Below are 17,877 nucleotides of genomic sequence, written 5' to 3' on the forward strand. Positions count from 1 at the left end.
ATGTACATATAGTTTCAAATGAGCAGATATTTTTTCAGAATGCTCCAACGTTCTATTACATAAGTAAATGAATCGATCAGGCTTCATTGAGAATTACGGAACCCTACTTTGAGACGTAAATTTCAGAACCGTAGAAGGTTCTAAATAAGAAGCTCATGAATGAACACACATAAGTGATGTTAACCACTCATCAATTAGGAGTTCAATACCCTAAAAACTAAAACCCATTCCTTCAAAAAAAGCACTAACTTATTCTGAATAATCAAGCCTTAATCTTTACTGCCATGCGTACACTTTTTGCATTTTTCCTTCTCTTTCTAAGTCAGTACGGTTTTTCACAATCTGTTCCGAAGTCCGCTTATCAGGACATGGAGTACAGAATGATCGGTCCTTTTAGGGCGGGTCGAACGGTGGGTGCTGTGGGTATTCCTACACAGCCCAATGTGTTTTTTATGGGAGTAAACAATGGTGGCGTTTGGAAGACCGATGATTACGGACGAACTTGGAACCCTATTTTCGATGAAGCGCCTACAGGTTCTGTTGGGGATATCGCGGTTTCTCCTTCTAACCCAAATGTGATTTATGTGGGTACAGGCGAAGGCCTTCACCGTCCAGATTTGTCGGTAGGTGATGGCATGTTCAAATCTACAGATGGAGGAAAAAAATGGCAGTTTATAGGCTTAGGTGACATTCAGCAGATCGCAAGGGTCATTGTGCATCCTACCAATCCAGATATCGTTTTTGTGGCGGGTCTGGGGCATCCCTATGGCGCCAATGAAATGCGTGGTGTTTTCCGTTCGAAAGATGGAGGAAAGAACTGGGAGAAGGTATTGTACATCAACCATAACACGGGATCGGTACAAGTAGAATTTGATCCGAGTAACCCGAATGTGCTGTTTGCTGACATGTGGGAGCATCAAGAAGGACCATGGGAGAATGCTTCTTTTTCAGGTCCAAATAGTGGTTTGTACAAGTCTACGGACGGAGGTACAAGCTGGAAGAAAATAGAAAAGGGTTTACCAACAGTTGAACAGGGTTTAGGCCGTATCGGAATTGGTATTTCACCAAGCAATTCAAAACGTATTTATGCTACGGTAGATGCCCGCCAAAATGGGGGCGTGTATCGCAGTGATGATGGTGGAGAAAGCTGGTCGCTAATCGCTGAAGACCGAAGACTTTGGGGCAGGGGAAGTGATTTCGCTGAAATTCGCGTGCATCCAAAAAACCCTGACTTGCTCTATGTGGCCAATGTAGCGGCTTATCGTTCAGAAGATGGCGGCAAAACCTGGATGTCCTTTAAAGGCGCTCCGGGCGGTGACGATTACCACAGAATTTGGATCAACCCGCTTCAACCTGATATTATGCTGTTTGCTGCCGATCAAGGCGCTGTAGTGACGGTGAATGCAGGCAAAACCTGGAGTTCATGGTACAATCAACCCACTTCGCAGCTGTATCATATCATTACAGACAATAACTTCCCTTACTGGGTCTATGGTGGTCAGCAGGAGAGCGGAGCCATTGGTGTGGCCAGCAGAGGCAATGGAGGCCAAATTTCCTTCCGAGAGTTTATGGGCGTGGGAGCCGATGAATATGCTTATGTAGCACCCGACCCGAAAGATCCCAATATCATTTATGGAGGAAGAGTGACTCGCTTCAATAAAAAAACGGGTCAGAACCAGAATGTAGCGCCCGAAGCTTTGCGTTCTGGTGATTTCCGTGGCGTGCGTACCATGCCCTTAATTTTCCATCCTGCCGATGATCATATGCTTTTGTTCGGCACCAACGTATTGTGGAAAACCATGAATGGAGGTCAGGATTGGGAAGTGATTAGCCCTGATTTGACGCGCAAGCAACCAGAAGTACCGGCCAGTGTGGGCGATTTCAAGACTGAAAGTATGAATACCATGCCGCAGCGTGCCATTATTTATGCCATTGGCCCTTCTCCTTTAGATAGAAATATAATTTGGGCTGGAACGGACGATGGATTGGTACAACTGACCAGAGATGGAGGCAAAACATGGAAAAACGTTACACCGCCACAACTCAAGTCATGGGATAAAATTTCTCAATTAGATGCAGGCCATTTCGATAAAGGCACCGTGTATGTAGCCGTTAATTCGATCCGTAAGGACGATATGAGGCCACATATTTACAAAACGCATGACTTTGGCGCCACATGGCAAGAGGTAGTGAAGGGCATGGAAATCAATGGGCCTGTGAATGTGGTGCGTGAAGATTCCAAACAGAAGGGATTGCTTTATGCCGGAACGGAACGTGAAGTCTACTTCTCGATCAATGATGGTGCTGATTGGCAATCTTTAAGACTGAATATGCCGGCCTCTTCCATTCGTGATTTAGTAGTGCACGAAAGTGATTTGGTGATTGGAACCCACGGTCGTTCCATTTGGATTTTGGATGATGTGAGTCCGCTCAGAGGTTTGGCTGCTGGTTTAAAAAGCAGCGATCCAGTGCTTTTTGAGCCTTCTTTGGCCACAAGAGTACGTTTCAATATGTTCAGTGATACGCCAGTGCCACCAGAAGAACCGAATGGTCAAAATCCTTATGATGGAGTAGCTATTGATTATTTATTGCCAAAACAATATGGCACAGTCAAACTAGAGATTCTGAATGGAAAAGGAGTGGCCGTACGCACTTATTCTAGTAAGGATTTACCTGAGAAGATCGATTCTACGGATTTGAGACATCCTACTTATTGGCTTCGACCTCAACAAAGTTTGGGTACTTCTGCTGGACATCACCGCTTTATATGGGATTTGAAATACGATCCACCAAGAGGAGCCAACCGTAGTTTCTCTATCGCGGCAGTATATAAAAACACCCCAAGCGACCCTTCTGGGCCTTATGTGCATCCGGGGAAATATACGGTTCGATTGACGGTGGATGGCAAAACTTCGGAACAAAGTATTCATGTGAGGATTGATCCGCGCACTGAAATCAGCGCTTCGGCACTACAGCAACAAACGGATCTCTCATTACAAGTCTATAACAATTACCACCAAGCGCAATCGATTATCGAGGCGATTGATCAGCAACTCAATGACCCAAAAAGGAAATGGAAAACGGGAGAGAAGGATAAATTGCAAAGCTTTAGGGGGAATGGAGCCGCCAATGCTGGCGATTTCATCTATGGTAGCATTAGTGCAAGTCCCTTAGAGCGCGAAAGTTTAGTAGGGCTTCAAAGCAAATTCCTTTATATGCTTTCGGTTTTACAAAGTGTAGAGGCCCAACCGACCAATGCGGTAGTTTCTGGAATTGAACAATTGGAGTTGAGATTGAAAGAGATGTTGACCAAGTGGGATACCTTGAAGTAACTTATCAATCAAATAAATTACTGCCTACATATTAATCATTTTTATAAGTCAGTAGAATCTATAACTTGTAGATGTAGAATCATTTAACTGCCTTATGACGATTGGTCTTTTAAAGGAGCCCGAAGGTGAAAACCGTGTAGCGCTGCTTCCAGAAAGTGTAAAAGCACTTATAGCACTCAAAGCAAATATTACAGTAGAATTAGGAGCGGGTGATCTCGCTTTTGCGACTGATACCGACTATGAAACCATAGGAGCTAAAACAGCCGATCGATCTGCTGTTTTAGCCTGTGATGTTATTGTTGGTATCAATCCACCTAATGATCATGAAATCAGTCAATTAAAGACTGAGCAGGTATTGCTCTGTGTTTTTCAGCCTATGACCAACCGCGCTTTGGTAGAAAAGCTAATGGATGGAGGAATTACTTCCTTTAGCATGGACAATATTCCCCGTACCACTAGAGCGCAAGCAATGGATGTTCTGTCTTCCATGGCGACCGTAGCAGGCTATAAAGCCGTGCTCATGGCAGCATCACACTCCCCTCGATTCTTCCCCATGTTTATGACAGCCGCAGGAAGCATTATTCCTTCCAAGGTGTTGGTGTTAGGCGCAGGCGTTGCTGGTTTGCAAGCCATTGCCACCGCCCGTAGATTGGGCGCTGTAGTAGAAGCTTTTGATGTAAGGGCCGCTGCTGAAGAAGAAGTGAAGAGCTTGGGGGCCAAATTTGTAAAGGTAGAAGGCGCCAAAGATGAATCTACTGCTGGCGGTTATGCCGTGGAGCAATCCGAAGAATATAAAGCCAAACAAAGGGCTTTGGTGCAAGAACACGCGGCCAAGGCGAATATCATTATTACCACCGCCCAAATTCCGGGCAGAAAAGCACCGATTCTCATTACAGACGAAACCATTCAAAGAATGCCTAAAGGGTCTGTTATTGTTGATTTGGCTGCCTCAACGGGCGGTAATTGCGAAGGCACTGAAGACAATAAAATCATCCATAAACATGGAGTATGCATTATCGGTGATTCCAATTTAGCATCTACTTTACCCATGGACGCCAGTAAAATGTTTGGCAAGAACATGCTCAATTTCTTGAAACTGATTATCGATGGGGAGGGCAACCTGAACCTTAATTTCGAAGACGATATTGTAGTCAATACCTGCGTTACACATGCCAAAGAAGTCATGAGCGAACGCATTAAAAACATCCTTTTCCAACCTGAAAACGCATAAACTATGGAGAGTCTATTGACACTTTTTTACGAAAACAAGGAGTTCATCTTCCTTATTTTGGTTTCTATTTTTCTAGGAATTGAAGTCATCTCCAATGTGCCAGCCGTGCTGCACACTCCACTGATGTCGGGTGCGAATGCCATCCATGGTGTGGTGGTGATTGGCTCCATTATCATAATGTTGGAAGCTTCTCCAGACAATTACTTCGCCTTGATCTTAGGTTTCATCGCGGTGGTATTGGGTACGCTCAATGTGGTCGGGGGCTTTGTGGTGACCAATAGGATGCTAGAGATGTTTAAAAAGAAGGAAAAGAAATAATTGGGCGCTATGACGGAATTACTTGGAAACAGCATTCTTGAGATTTGCTATATTATTGCTTCGGTTACTTTTATTATGGGCCTTAAAATGCTCAGCAGCCCCGATAAGGCCAGAAAAGGAAACCTATATGCCGCTTATGGGATGGGCTTGGCCATTGTGGCCACCATTCTTTTTAAGGAAGAACTCAACAGCGACAAAACCCTGAACTATGTATTGATTTTGGCAGGTCTCTTGGTCGGAACTTTGATTGGTAAACGAATGGCCATGAAAGTCAAAATGACGGCCATGCCGCAAATGGTGTCCTTTTTCAATGGAATGGGGGGCGCTTGTGCTGCCGTAATTTCCATTGTTGAATTTGATCACGTGATGCACGCTGGAACGGTGGATAGGGGAATGATGATTGTCATTTTACTCGGCCTCATCATTGGTAGTGTTTCCTTTGCGGGAAGTATTATCGCCTATGGCAAATTGGAAGGCAAGATCAACGATAAAGCATTACCGGGTGGGCAGGTGATCAACATCCTATTGTTGCTTGGTATTTTAGGCTTGGCTGTGTTTATGGCCACTGCCGATGTTTCAAACCCTATGCATTTGTATCTCTTGCTAGCGCTATCTCTTGTTTACGGTGTTTTATTCGTGATGCCTATCGGTGGGGCAGATATGCCTGTGGTGATTTCTCTTCTGAACAGTTTTACGGGAATGGCCGCTGCTTTTGGAGGTTTCCTTTATGGCAACCAAGCCATGCTCACAGGCGGGATCTTAGTAGGTTCCGCAGGCACTATTCTTACCGTACTGATGTGCAAGGCCATGAACCGTTCGCTGACCAATGTAATTATTGGCTCCTTTGGTGGAAGTTCTGCTGCGTCTGGTGCAGTAGGCGAACATGGAGGTTCTATTAAAGAGATTTCAGCTTCTGATGCTGCTATTCTATTGGCCTATGCCACTCGGGTTTCGGTGGTGCCGGGCTATGGTTTGGCGGTGGCGCAAGCCCAACATACGGTGCATAACCTCGAAAAAATATTAGAAGGAAAAGGAGTGGAGTTCAGTTATGCGGTGCATCCTGTGGCGGGTAGAATGCCGGGCCACATGAATGTGTTGTTGGCAGAAGCCGATGTGCCATATCCTAAATTGCTAGAAATGGAAGAGGCCAATGAGCAAATGGCCAGTACCGATGTGGTATTGGTGATTGGTGCCAACGATGTAGTGAATCCTGCCGCTGAAAGTGACCCTTCCAGTCCAATTTATGGAATGCCGATTATCAAGGTGTTGGATGCCAAAAACGTGATTGTAATGAAGCGAAGCATGGGCACAGGCTATGCAGGCATAGAAAACGAGCTTTTCTTTCACGATAAAACCAGAATGCTTTTCGGTGACGCAAAAGATTCATTGGAGAAACTGATTGCTGAGGTAAAGGATTTGTAATACTTTGCGCTCCTATGGTATTCAGTATTATCCTTGGTCTGATTGTGATTTTGATTTTCGCATTCAAGAAGTCCAACAAGAGTGAAAAGGAGGTAACTCAGCTTATGGCTACTCCTCCAAAATGGAAAGCCATTCTCACCGAGCATGTTCATTTTTACCGCAATCTAAATGACCATCAGCAGCGTCAATTCGAATCGGATGTGCAGCGCTTTTTGGCCGATACACGGGTTACAGGAGTGCAAACCCAAGTGGATTTGGTGGACAGACTTTTAGTGGCCAGTAGTGCCGTTATTCCCTTGTTTGGCTTTCCGGCTTGGAATTACAAATACTTAGATGAAGTGCTGCTGTATCCGAGTTCCTTCGATCGAGATTATAATATTGGCAGCAAAAAAGAAATCATTACTGGCATGGTGGGCACGGGTGCTATGGAAGGTAAAATGATTCTCTCCAAACCTGCTTTACATGTTGGGTTTGATATTACCAATGACAAGAAAAATGTGGGCATTCATGAGTTTGCGCACTTATTCGATAAGGAAAATGGGGAAGTAGATGGTATTCCTCCCGGCTTTGAAGACAAAGCCTACGCATTACCTTGGTTGGACTTTGTGAAGAAGAAAACAGACGAAATACTGGCCAGCCACTCCGATATTGACGGTTACGGCAGCACCAATCGACAAGAGTTTTTTGCAGTGGCCAGTGAATATTTTTTTGAAAGACCTCATTTGCTCAAAGAGAAGCATCCTCAATTGTATGAAACCCTCAGCAAAGTGTTTCATCAAGATTTAACCGCTGTGATTGACAAGGATTCTTACTCCAAACCCAAAACCATTGGCCGCAACTCACTTTGTCCCTGCGGTAGCGGAAAGAAGTACAAGCATTGCTGTGGAAAGGAGTGAGGAGTAACGATCTCTGAGAACTTTACTGTTAGAAATCATAATATTTTTTTTAATTCATCAGTTTGAAATAGTAAGTACATTTCACAAATGGCTTTAGTTTGTTCGTCCATATCAAACTGTCCTAAACTCTCTGAATTACTGATAGCAGTTTTTAAAAGTGGTTTCAATTTTAAATAAATGTCATTGTCTTGTTTGGTGAAGTGTTTTTGAGTCTTCTCATAGTCCTTGAGATGCTTTTTAAGTTCGCTTTCTGCTTTTGCACAAGTGTCAAATAGTTTGGAGGTTTTTTCAAAGTGAAGTAAAAACCAAAACTCTAAACAAGGATTATTAATGACAATAATAACGTTTTTGTAATCTCTTTTAATGACTTTTCTTATTTCTAGAAAAGCCCGTAATGGCGTTTTTTTTCCTTTGGGCGTTTCTCTAGACTCCTTGATAATTGTATCTAAATCAACAAGCCAAAATACTTTTGGATATTCACTTTCGGATAAATCTTCAACTAATTTGAATTGCTCTTCAATACTTTTTTTGTTAGGGATTTCTGGCTTGATATTTAATCTTAATTGCCGTTCATTACGTTTTAGCATCTGCAAATACCAAATTTCAGTTTCTCCATCTACAACAAAAGCAAATGTGGGAGTAACATTACTTCTTATCTTCCTTGATTGTCTCATATTTTCAAATCAATGAAGTTATCGCCTAAATTCGGTGTAGCCTTTAGCTTTCCGCTTTTATAAGCGTTTAAAATGTTTGTTGTATTCCTCACTATTGAACTATCGAAATCGTCCAACGAATACAATTCAGTTGAACAGTTTTCATTTTTGTCTGTAAACCAAATTGCATCGTTTCTAAAAACATCTTTATTGTCAAGAATCTCTCGGTTGTGAGTAGTTGCAATGAGTTGAGACTTGTTGGTATTCAATAAGAAAGAAAGTATAAAATGTATATAAAGGTCAGGATGTAGTGATGATTCTAATTCGTCAATAGGAAAGGCGGTAGAATTCTTAATCAACAAAGCAAGTAATCCTGCAAAACCATAAAATCTTCTAGTTCCTTGAGATTCCATTTCGATTGGTAAAGTATATTTAGCTTCATTAACAGTATGCTCAAACTCGATATTTACAGATGTTACCTTACCTTTTTCTTCTATTCTTTTTATTTGATCAGGAGAGTCTTTAAGCTGTTTTTTTAAGAAATCAATAAATCCATTAGGCATTTCTTTTTCTTCTTCCTGAATTACTATGTCTGAAATGTGGAAGTCAGCTTTTTTCAATATATTTATTACATCATGTTTTGATAACTCACTTTTGTCAATCTTTGAAGTAACAAACCCTTCTAATTGCGTTTTTGTATAAATTAAAGGTCGTAGATAATTTTTAAACCATTCAACTGCTTCTTTAAGTTCTTTGATGTCAACATTGGTTTTTAGAAACCCACCCAACACAGTATTATTCCAAAGTGTATTAGCTTCCAAGTTTTTTTCAATGGTCTTATCTAATTTAATCTTACTGCCAAATTTAATCTCAGTGTACTGATGATTTAGATCTGTACTGCGCTTAAATACATTTGCTTTGTTCGGATTGTAGAAATTTAGAACTTCATTAACTATTGCTTTTTTAAAGAACTCAACTTCGTAATAATATCTGGTGTCGTTTGCTAAGAACTCAATACTAAGTATAGAATTTTGTTTAGGTGTTTCAGAATCAAATAAAAATGGCTGAAAGTCTAACTCATCAGTTTTTTTTGTTTCAGGCTCAAGCACAATATCCCTTAGAAATTCAAGCGCTTTGAGAATTGTTGTTTTCCCTGACGCGTTGGCTCCATAGATTAGAGCCATCTTTAATAGTCTTAATCCATTTGTATTTATGATATAGCTACTTTCTAGATGTTCAGATTTGTCAGCTTCAAAGGTCAATGTTTGTTTGTCCTTAACCGATCCAAAGTTTTGTATGCTGAAATTGATTATCATTTTTTATTCTGTTAATGTAAGCTTGCTACAAATATAGGTAATAAATTATGGTGAATTAATTGTATTTGCTTTAATAATGTAAATGAATTTCGGTGTGTGGGTAAAAAAGATGTCTTTGATGTTGGTTTTTAGATAGTCGCTAATCGTTGACGGACGCTACGACCAGAGTGAGCCTATCATTCAACAGGAGTGAATTGTGGATGCACGGAAATTGTTGTTTCTTCAGTATAGACTATGAAAATCACTCCCAGCTAGTTTCAGCGAGACACTAAGACTAGGATAAGAATGTCCTTATAAAAGAAATGGTTTTCTAATATTCATCTTGTTTGTTTACTCTATCATAATTTGGATTGTCAATTCCACATCTTTATCTACAAGGGTTTTGTCTGCCCAACTTCCCTCATAGGCGATATTCCAATCAAGTCGATTAAAGGTAAAGATGGTTTTAAAATAGCCATCTTTCTGATGTGCAAAAAAATCGATACTCTTTGTTACTTCACGTATTGTTAGGTTTCCTGAAATTTTAAGACTGTCATTTTTAGTTTTTTGGACTTTGGTTAACTCCAATATTGATTCAGGGTAGTTGGTAACGTTAAAAAAGTCATCACTTTTCAAATGGTCTATCAAATTTCTTCGCGATTTTTTTTCATGTAATGGAACATCCGTTACGTCCATTGTTTCCATGTCAACAGTAAATTTTCCGCCAACTATTTCGCCATTTTGGCCAAGGAACAAGCCATCTTTAAATGATATGATGCCTGTCCGTCTTTTAGTCCCTCTCATTTCCGTAGCTATCCAATCGATTTTTGATTTTTCAAGGCTCATTCTTAGGGTATCGGCTTCTATTTCAGAGCGATGTTCAATGGCTGGATTTACCGTTACTTTTGGGGCGTCCGATTTATGTTTACCAACACAAGAGAATAGCAATAGAGGTACAAGGAAATAATATAGCTTATTCATAATTTGGAATGTTCAAGCCTAAAATGATGTTTCGTTCAATAATGAGGATTCCGTTTTTTTCAACGGGTTTCATAATTCCAGAACCGCCCCCACTAGTCTTAGCGTCTCGCTAAGACTAAAAGGTAAGATAAGGCGGTAAGGTCGCAGCGAGACGCTACTACCGGAGTGAGAGAAGCATGCGCAATTGTATAAAACCCTCAGCAAAGTGTTTCATCAAGATTTGACCGCGGTTATTGATAAGGGTTCTTACTCCAAACCCAAAGCCATTGGCCGCAACTCATCTTGTCCCTGCGGCAGCGGAAAGAAGTCCAAGCATTGTTGTGGAAAGGAGTGAGGGCCGGATAATGGTGGCTTTGCACTAGTTGTACAATATTCATAGCGTCTCGCTAAGGCTAAAAGAGATAAGGTGATTTGGTTGCAGCAGACGTTACGACCAGAGGGTTGCTCATGTTCAGATTTATGATATTCTCTATCACTCAATCAATTGCCCTACTTTATTCACGACTTTGTACTCTAATGTTTCAAACTCGTTGAAATGAGCTTTTCCGCATTTTATTTTCATTTGTTCGTCTCCTGTTAATTTCGATAAATCAACTTGTGGTGTACCTGTGTCTTTGGTTTCAGCTACAAAGTAGATTTTCTTGTCGTCTTCAAATACCAAAACCCAATCAGGGTTGTAATTGCCGATTGGAGTAGGGATTTTAAACCAATTAGGTAGTTTGAAATAGAATTTTATTTGGTCGCTAGATTCGCAGTCTTGAGCAAATTTGCTTTCAACACCAGAATCTAAAGGAACATACTCTGCATAAATAGTTTTAGACGCATCTGCCACCTTAAAGGAAAAATCGTTGAGATATACTTCCAATTCCTGGGCTTCAAACAAAGCCATTTCATATTCAGAACCACCAATTTTTTGATACTTGATTCCATCAATCATCAAATCGTAAAGCGTTCGCTTAATTGCTTGGGTAGATAAGTCCAGGAACAACTGAGGATTGGTTAAAATATCTCCAATTCTGTCCGACATACTTAAAATCTCTTGAATGGTGGAGCGGGTCAGTTCTGTTTTGCCTTGTATGTAACCCAATACATCAGGTATTTTCCAAGAATAGCCTCCATATGATTCCACTTTATCACCAGCATACATGGTGTCTACACCTTCATCAGTCATGCTGATTTGTACTTTGGTAGAACGGATAGAAGGAGCCTTGATTTCGGGTAAATCTTTAATGGCTTTTGCTGCCAGAACAATTAATTCGTCCGTTTTATAGTCAACCCGATAGGTGGTTTTCTTTTTGAGGTTCTCCCAAATCTCCAAGAATTTTGGATCGGCTTCAAATCCCTTGCGGTATTTAATTGCCGTGCGTTCTCTTTTATTTTTTATTCTGCCTTTGAATTCCACACCACAATCCTCTTCAATTTCTTTTTGTAGTGCCTTTGCAAAATCATCATACGATTCATTGGCAATGACTGTCAATCGGTTTATGTTTTGATCGTAGGTTCGAGTTCCTGTTTGGTCTACAGCTAATCGCAAACCTCTACCAATTTCTTGACGTTTTTTAATGTCTGATTTTGTTTCATTTAAGGTGCAAATCTGAAATACATTCGGATTGTCCCAGCCTTCACGCAAAGCCGAATGTGAAAAAATGAATCGAAGGGAATTATCCAAATTCAATAACTTCTCCTTGTCTTTCATGATCAGGCTATAGGTGTCGTCATCAGCTTTCGTTTCACCAGAAGTGTCTTTGAATGCTCCTTTTTTATCTTGTGAAAAATAACCGTTGTGGGTTTCTTCAATGGAGAATTTATCTAATTCTTTGAAAGCAGGTTTTAAAATGTATTCTTGATATATTTCTTCAAACCATTCTGCGAATTTTCCTTTGATTGGGTTTCCTGTGGCATCATACGAACGGTAATTAGCTACTTTATCAATAAAGAACAGTGACAAGACTTTAATGCCTAATTTGTTCAGTCGTTTTTCCTTTTTTAAATGTTCTTCAACCGTTTTACGGATTTGAAATTTCATTACTTCATCAGTCAGTCCACCTTGGCTGTCGCCTTTGTAAAGAAGATTTCCATTTGAAATAGAAATGCATTGGTTTGCAGCATCAATTTCCTCAATGATATAGCCATCTGCATAGATTTCCCTTTCATTGGATAGTTTGTATAAATCGTCACCTACTTTAACTCTGAGTGTTTTCTTTTTTACTCCACCATTTTCATTACTATTGATAGAAACTTTGGCGGTTACTTTGGTTTTGGTAGCGGTGATAGATTCCACCGAAACAAACGCATCGTTATATGCATTTTCTTCAATGATAGAATCAACCTCAATTTGTTTTACCAAGCCCAAATCATAAGCCTTTACAGGATTTAAACTGTAAGTTAAGTTGTACTGATTTCTATGAGTTGCTGAATACCGGAGTGTACAAAGGGATTTTAAATTCTCTATAGCTGCAATACGCTTTTCAGTTTCCATATTTTGCGGCTCGTCCACTATAACAATCGGGTTGGTGGCCTGAATAAATTCCACTGGCTTTTGTCCATTCAGTCTGTCATTCGCTTTATTAATAATGTTTTCGTCTTTGGCGAAGGAATCAATGTTAATCACCAGCACTTCAATATTGTTAGTGGTTGCAAAACCTCTCAAAGTAGAAACTTTGGTACTGTCGTACACTTGAAAATTGACTGGTACGTTGTCATACAGGGTTTGGAAATGCTCATGCGTGATTTCTAGGTTTTTCAAGACACCTTCTCGAATGGCTACTGAAGGCACTACAATCACAAACTTCTTGAAGCCATACAATGTATTCAGTTCGTAGATGCTTCTGAGATAGACGTATGTTTTTCCTGTTCCTGTTTCCATTTCCACAGAAAAGTGCATACCATCAAGCTCACTAGAAATCGTGATATCGTTATCTTCCTGAATGGATTGAAGATTGGAAAGGATTTGTTCTTCCGATAGTACAAGGTTGTTGCTCACGCCTTGTATTAAAGAGGCTTGCTTTTCTTTTAGGTTAAATTCCACGATGGAATCTTCTAAAGGCTGCCCTTCAAACAAATCGGTAATGGATTTGATGGCATCTTGCTGGTATTGCAGATTGGATTCAAAGGTTAACTTCATTATTCGGGCAGTTCGTTTGAGTTAGCTGAATCTAAATAGATATCATCGGATGTTTTTTTGAGTGATTTCAAAAAATCTTGTTTGTCTAAAATCTCCTTTTGGTATCGGGCAATTTTATAGAGTTTTTCGAAGCGTTCTTTTTTACTCATTCCTTCACGAATCATATCTGCATTTGCTGATTCTAAATTAGATAAGATCGCTAATTCATTGATACTCGCTATATCTCGAAGATTTTTCCCCTCCAATGTCAATTGGGCATTTACTTCCCTCCATTGTTTGGCTGTGCAACCAAATAGGGCGACATTTAAAATATCAGCTTCCTCAGCATAAGCCAACCATTCGGTTTCTTTAGTGAAATTTGATTGGGGTAAAATGTAATCCTTAACAGCATCGGTCTGAATGGTGTAATTGACCTTGCTCAATACTCGTTTTACATTCCACTCTAAGTTGTATTGATTGGTTTCAACCTCTTTTAGGCGTTGATATTCCTTAACAATGTAAAGTTGGAATACTGGACTAATCCACATCCCGAAATTGAAGGCAATGTCTTTGTGTGCGTAAGTGCCACCATAGCGTCCGGCTTTAGCGATCACACACGTGGCATTGGTTTTTTCTATCAGCTCTTTTACACTTACTTTAAAAGCATTTGAACCTGCCGATTGTCTAATTGTGGCGAATTCGCCATAATTAAAATTGGGGTTGTGCATAGACTCCCAAGCCGAGATATAATCGAGGGTATTGGCGTTTCTTAGCCAATCGCTGATGTAGAAAGAGCCATCTTTGGCCTTTATCATATCAGTCAGGCTGATGAAATCATCCGAGTTGTGGTCAACGATGGTAATGACCTTACCCTCAACTTCTATTTTTTTGATTTTTCCTGCCATGCTTATATCGTTTTAAATTCAATACCCGCATCTTTCATTTGCAATACCGTATTCGTTTTGAGCTGGTCATTGCCTTTGAATAACTTATCTAAGGCAATTACTTTTTTGGGATATTCGCTCATCACTTCTGTAACGATGGATTGATCGACTTTTTCTAAAACCAATGCCAGCTCATTGCTGTTGATTAAATAGTATCCGTCATTGAGTTCAATCTTGCTGTTCAAGTCTTTACCACTTTTTAGCAATAGTTCATACACCATATTTTCAGTAGTGGCTGATGCCGAAACAGGATCAATAAACAACTTCATTTGCTCTTCCAATGCTTTCGCATCTTTGCCTTCTATTTGTTGCCATTGTTTGAAGTTGCTGTCATCCAATTTTAAAACTTTGAAACCTAAATCCTGTGATTGCAGCTTTTCGATTTTGGTTTTCAGATTTTCTATTTCTGCTTTAGTGTCATCTGTTGGCAGTTCACCTTCAAGCTTCTTGATGACACTTTTTGTTTTTTTGATTTCTTCCTTGATTTCTTCTTGTATTTTTTTCCCTGCCCTGCGGATACGCTCTTTGGAGATGTCTGCTATGGTTTTGTAGCCAGCTTTGAAGGCCTCATTTTTTTCTTCAGTTAGTTCTGGGAGTTGGACACAGATGTATTTTCGTTTACCTCCGTCTTCTTTGTTTAAATCTAATACTGCATGCCCAAAAGAACCTGAGCCTGAGAAGAAATCTAAACAGAGGTCATTTTCTTTTGTGCTTATTCTCAGAATTTTGGAAAGTAATCGAATTGGCTTTGGAGTACTGAATATCTTTTTCCCAATTAGTTCGGCAGTTTCCTTTTGCCCTTCATCATTGTGCCCAACATCTTTGAAATCCCACCAGGTACTGGGAACCAATCCATCCTGTATTTCCAATAAAAACCGCTTTAACCTTGGTTTCTTATAAGAAAAATCTGGCCCCCAATACAGCCTATTTTCTTTTACCATTTGTTGATGCTTTTCTTTGGAATACCGCCAAACTGCGCTTTCATCAGGCCAAACCTCTTCATTCGTTTTAGGATGAACTATTGCATACCAAAGTGTCGGTCTTTCATCCTTAGTTTTACTGCTAACATATTCAGCCGAACTCCATGCCCCACGTTTATCATTATCAGGATTTTTATACCTCGAGATTTGCTTTTCAGTTCTTGGCAACAAGACTCTTCTAAACAATTCTGTTTTCTGAAAGCAAATTATGTAATCGTGCATTGCAGCAATTCCTGGATCGTCATTTGAAACTGCATATTTCTTCTGCCATATCACACTCGCAACGAAATTCTCCTCCCCAAAAACCTCATTCATCAACAAGCGAAGGTTATGAACTTCGTTATCGTCAATGGAAACGAAAATCACCCCGTCCTGTCGCAGTAGATTTTTAGCCAAATACAATCTCGGCATCATCATATTAAGCCAGTTGCTGTGGTATTGGCCATTTTCCTTGCTGTTCTTTTTGAACATACCATCTTTGGTCATGTAACCTTCTTCGTCTTTGTCGCCTACACGTTTTTCATAGTCAGCTTTGCTTTCAGAGAATTTATCTGGGTATATAAAAGAGTCGTTACCTGTGTTGTAAGGCGGGTCTATGTATATCATTTTCACCTTCCCGAAGTAGCTTTTTTGCAGCACTTTTAGTACTTCCAGGTTTTCACCCTCGATGAAAATGTTCTCCGTTTCATCAAAGTTGATGCTTTCGTCTTTGGCTGGAGTTAAGGTTTTGGTAGTAGGAGTTTGCAGTACCTTAAAAGCCTCACTCTTTCCAGCCCAGTTGAGCACATAGCGTTCATTGGCAAAATTGATGTTCTCACCAAGCGTAGCTTTTAGTTTTTCCCAATCAATTTTTCCTTCGCTAAATGCTTCTGGTAAAATTTGCTTTAACGCATTTAGTTTTTCTTGTTCAGGTGTTAGACTTGCTCCGTCCATATTTTATAATGCTTTTCTTTCTATAGTAATGCTGCGACTTCTATATTTAAGATTTCTGCAATCTTGTATAAGTCTTCTAAGCTTGGTTGCCGTCTGTTTTGAGCATAAGAGTTTACTATATTGTAACTCTTTCCGAGCATTTTAGTCAATCTATACACGTCATTTGTCAATCACAAAAGTGACGTATAGCCGTGAATATATTCATTTTTATGATGGATATGCATGATATGTTACATAGAAAGAACTCTATTAGTCTTGGCGTCTCACTAAGCCTAAAAGAATGAGTAGATTAGATTTTATTGGTAGAAGGACTTACAAAGATTGGAGAAGGAGAATTAGATATCTTTTTATGTTTGAGTGGGGTCGCAGCGAGACGCTACGACCAGTGCCAGATTTTTACTTGGTTTCTCTCTTTTGCAAATTAAATACGGTTCCTGCCGGATCTTGAATCCAATGCATGTTTTCTGGAAGTTCTTCAAGTTCATCACAAGTTTCCACACCGTTTAACTGCAGGTAGTTTGTAGCTTCTTCTACATCAGGAACAGTCAGCTGTAACCAAGTTTCAGAATGCGTATAGTTGTCCACGCAGTCCAGCCATATGATATTGTTTCCGAACTTTACTTCATGCGTTTTAGAAACGGTCGGATTGTCAATGGGCTTTTCTTCAACTTTCAACTTGAGAATATCTCGGTAAAAGGCTACCGTTTGCTCATACTTACTTTTAGGAATTTTTATTGCAATGTTAATTCCTGCTTCAAATTTTGGATTCATATTTATTTAGTTTGCTCTTATATTATGCTGAGTTATATTGACTGCCAGCAGTTTTGTATCTGAAATTAACTGTGCAAAAAAGGTGCTCTGGTTTCGGGTTAACAGAGTTTTAATTTTCAGCTATTATTTTATTCTTATCATAAATCAAATTTTAATCCTTAGTTTCTTTCTAAAACTTGAAAGGATGATTCTAGGTGTTTGACAATACTCATAAATGTTTCTTCTGATGGGTTGACAACACAGACCCAGTTCATGGAGCCATAGGTTGGATGAGGTAACAGTGTATCCTCTTTTGTGAAGTCGATTCCTACATTTATAAATGCTTCAAGTCCTTTTTTCTCCGTTAGATACCCAAAATTTGATTTAAAGGTTTCCTTATCCATACAGAAGTTTAGACGAAAAAAACCATTACGATCAAGGTTCGAAAAGGAATCATATTCATTATCCTTGGTGAGTATGGTTACAAAAGGAAGCTTGTCATTATTCGGATGCATAAAAAACATATCTTCTTCAGCCTTCACGATGTTTAAGCTCTTGAAATTTTCGAGGAGATATGATTTCACTTCTTCGGTTGTCATGATGTGTTTTTTTATCAAATTTCAGATGTGAAGTTTACTTTTACAAGAGGTTACCAATATGTCTAATAGTAACCCAAAGTAAAGAAATGGGAGTATATGGGCTCTAAACGAGAAAATAATAAAATAAAATTTGAAGAATGTCCTTTTCAAGAAGCAATGGATTTGGTTTCGGGTAAATGGACAATGACCATCATTAATACCCTTATGTCTGGTAAATTGAGATTCAAGGAACTGGAAAGGGCAGTTGAAGGGATTAATACCAGAATGTTGGTAAAAACTCTTAAAGAACTTGAATCGAAGAAAATTGTGAAAAGAAAGGCATATGCGACTGTTCCCCCAACGGTGGAATATTCACTAGAAGAAAAAGGCATTGCATTACAGCCTGTTATCAAAGAAATTCAGAATTGGGCAATCAACAATATGTGAGTTCTTTGAAATAT

General features: G+C 39.6%; 15 protein-coding genes. 6 read left to right on the top strand and 9 right to left on the bottom strand.

Annotated elements, in window-relative coordinates; all coding sequences use genetic code 11:
- Positions 1-284: 284 nt before the first annotated feature.
- The 5 genes from AAC026_RS14485 (at position 285) to AAC026_RS14505 (ending at position 7,199) form a co-directional block, all read left to right on the top strand.
- A complete protein-coding gene (locus AAC026_RS14485) occupies positions 285-3,332 on the top strand; it encodes a glycoside hydrolase (RefSeq protein ID WP_339699388.1) in 3,048 nt (1,015 codons plus the stop codon).
- Positions 3,333-3,426: 94 nt separating this feature from the next.
- Positions 3,427-4,563, top strand: coding sequence for a Re/Si-specific NAD(P)(+) transhydrogenase subunit alpha (locus tag AAC026_RS14490; protein WP_339699391.1), 1,137 nt, complete (start codon positions 3,427-3,429; stop codon positions 4,561-4,563).
- Positions 4,564-4,566: 3 nt separating this feature from the next.
- Entirely contained in the window at positions 4,567-4,881 is a 315-nt protein-coding gene (locus AAC026_RS14495) for an NAD(P) transhydrogenase subunit alpha (protein ID WP_339699394.1), read from the top strand.
- A 9-nt stretch (positions 4,882-4,890) separates the two neighbouring features.
- On the top strand, positions 4,891-6,303 hold the full coding sequence (locus AAC026_RS14500; RefSeq protein ID WP_339699399.1) for an NAD(P)(+) transhydrogenase (Re/Si-specific) subunit beta: 1,413 nt from the start codon (positions 4,891-4,893) through the stop codon (positions 6,301-6,303).
- 14 nt (positions 6,304-6,317) lie between these two features.
- A complete protein-coding gene (locus AAC026_RS14505; protein ID WP_339699402.1) occupies positions 6,318-7,199 on the top strand; it encodes a zinc-dependent peptidase in 882 nt (293 codons plus the stop codon).
- 35 nt (positions 7,200-7,234) lie between these two features.
- Here AAC026_RS14505 and AAC026_RS14510 read toward each other — a convergent pair whose 3' ends face one another.
- The 9 genes from AAC026_RS14510 to AAC026_RS14550 form a co-directional block, all read right to left on the bottom strand.
- Positions 7,235-7,873: an RloB family protein gene (locus tag AAC026_RS14510; RefSeq protein WP_339699405.1), complete on the bottom strand. Its 639-nt coding sequence runs from the start codon at positions 7,871-7,873 to the stop codon at positions 7,235-7,237.
- On the bottom strand, positions 7,870-9,168 hold the full coding sequence (locus tag AAC026_RS14515) for an ATP-binding protein (protein WP_339699408.1): 1,299 nt from the start codon (positions 9,166-9,168) through the stop codon (positions 7,870-7,872). Before AAC026_RS14515 ends, AAC026_RS14510 begins: the two co-directional genes overlap by 4 nt.
- Before the next feature lie 330 nt (positions 9,169-9,498).
- Positions 9,499-10,128, bottom strand: coding sequence for a YceI family protein (locus AAC026_RS14520; RefSeq protein ID WP_339699411.1), 630 nt, complete (start codon positions 10,126-10,128; stop codon positions 9,499-9,501).
- 472 nt (positions 10,129-10,600) lie between these two features.
- The gene (locus AAC026_RS14525) at positions 10,601-13,252 is read right to left on the bottom strand and encodes a DEAD/DEAH box helicase family protein (protein WP_339699414.1); all 2,652 of its coding nucleotides are present in this window, start codon (positions 13,250-13,252) and stop codon (positions 10,601-10,603) included.
- Positions 13,252-14,124 (bottom strand): KilA-N domain-containing protein, encoded by an 873-nt coding sequence (locus tag AAC026_RS14530; protein WP_339699697.1) that lies wholly within the window; start codon positions 14,122-14,124, stop codon positions 13,252-13,254. Before AAC026_RS14530 ends, AAC026_RS14525 begins: the two co-directional genes overlap by 1 nt.
- Before the next feature lie 14 nt (positions 14,125-14,138).
- Positions 14,139-16,088: a site-specific DNA-methyltransferase gene (locus tag AAC026_RS14535; RefSeq protein WP_339699417.1), complete on the bottom strand. Its 1,950-nt coding sequence runs from the start codon at positions 16,086-16,088 to the stop codon at positions 14,139-14,141.
- Positions 16,089-16,108: 20 nt separating this feature from the next.
- A complete protein-coding gene (locus AAC026_RS14540) occupies positions 16,109-16,228 on the bottom strand; it encodes a helix-turn-helix domain-containing protein (RefSeq protein ID WP_339699421.1) in 120 nt (39 codons plus the stop codon).
- Positions 16,229-16,484: 256 nt separating this feature from the next.
- Complete coding sequence (locus tag AAC026_RS14545) at positions 16,485-16,859, bottom strand: VOC family protein (protein ID WP_339606365.1); 375 nt, start codon at positions 16,857-16,859, stop codon at positions 16,485-16,487.
- 158 nt (positions 16,860-17,017) lie between these two features.
- On the bottom strand, positions 17,018-17,437 hold the full coding sequence (locus AAC026_RS14550) for a DUF6194 family protein (protein WP_339699423.1): 420 nt from the start codon (positions 17,435-17,437) through the stop codon (positions 17,018-17,020).
- A gap of 96 nt (positions 17,438-17,533) precedes the next feature.
- On the opposite strand from AAC026_RS14550, the gene AAC026_RS14555 reads away from it, so the two are divergent.
- Positions 17,534-17,863 (top strand): helix-turn-helix domain-containing protein, encoded by a 330-nt coding sequence (locus tag AAC026_RS14555; RefSeq protein ID WP_339699426.1) that lies wholly within the window; start codon positions 17,534-17,536, stop codon positions 17,861-17,863.
- Positions 17,864-17,877 lie beyond the last annotated feature (14 nt).

The organism is uncultured Roseivirga sp., from assembly GCF_963973945.1.
Lineage (GTDB): Bacteria > Bacteroidota > Bacteroidia > Cytophagales > Cyclobacteriaceae > Roseivirga.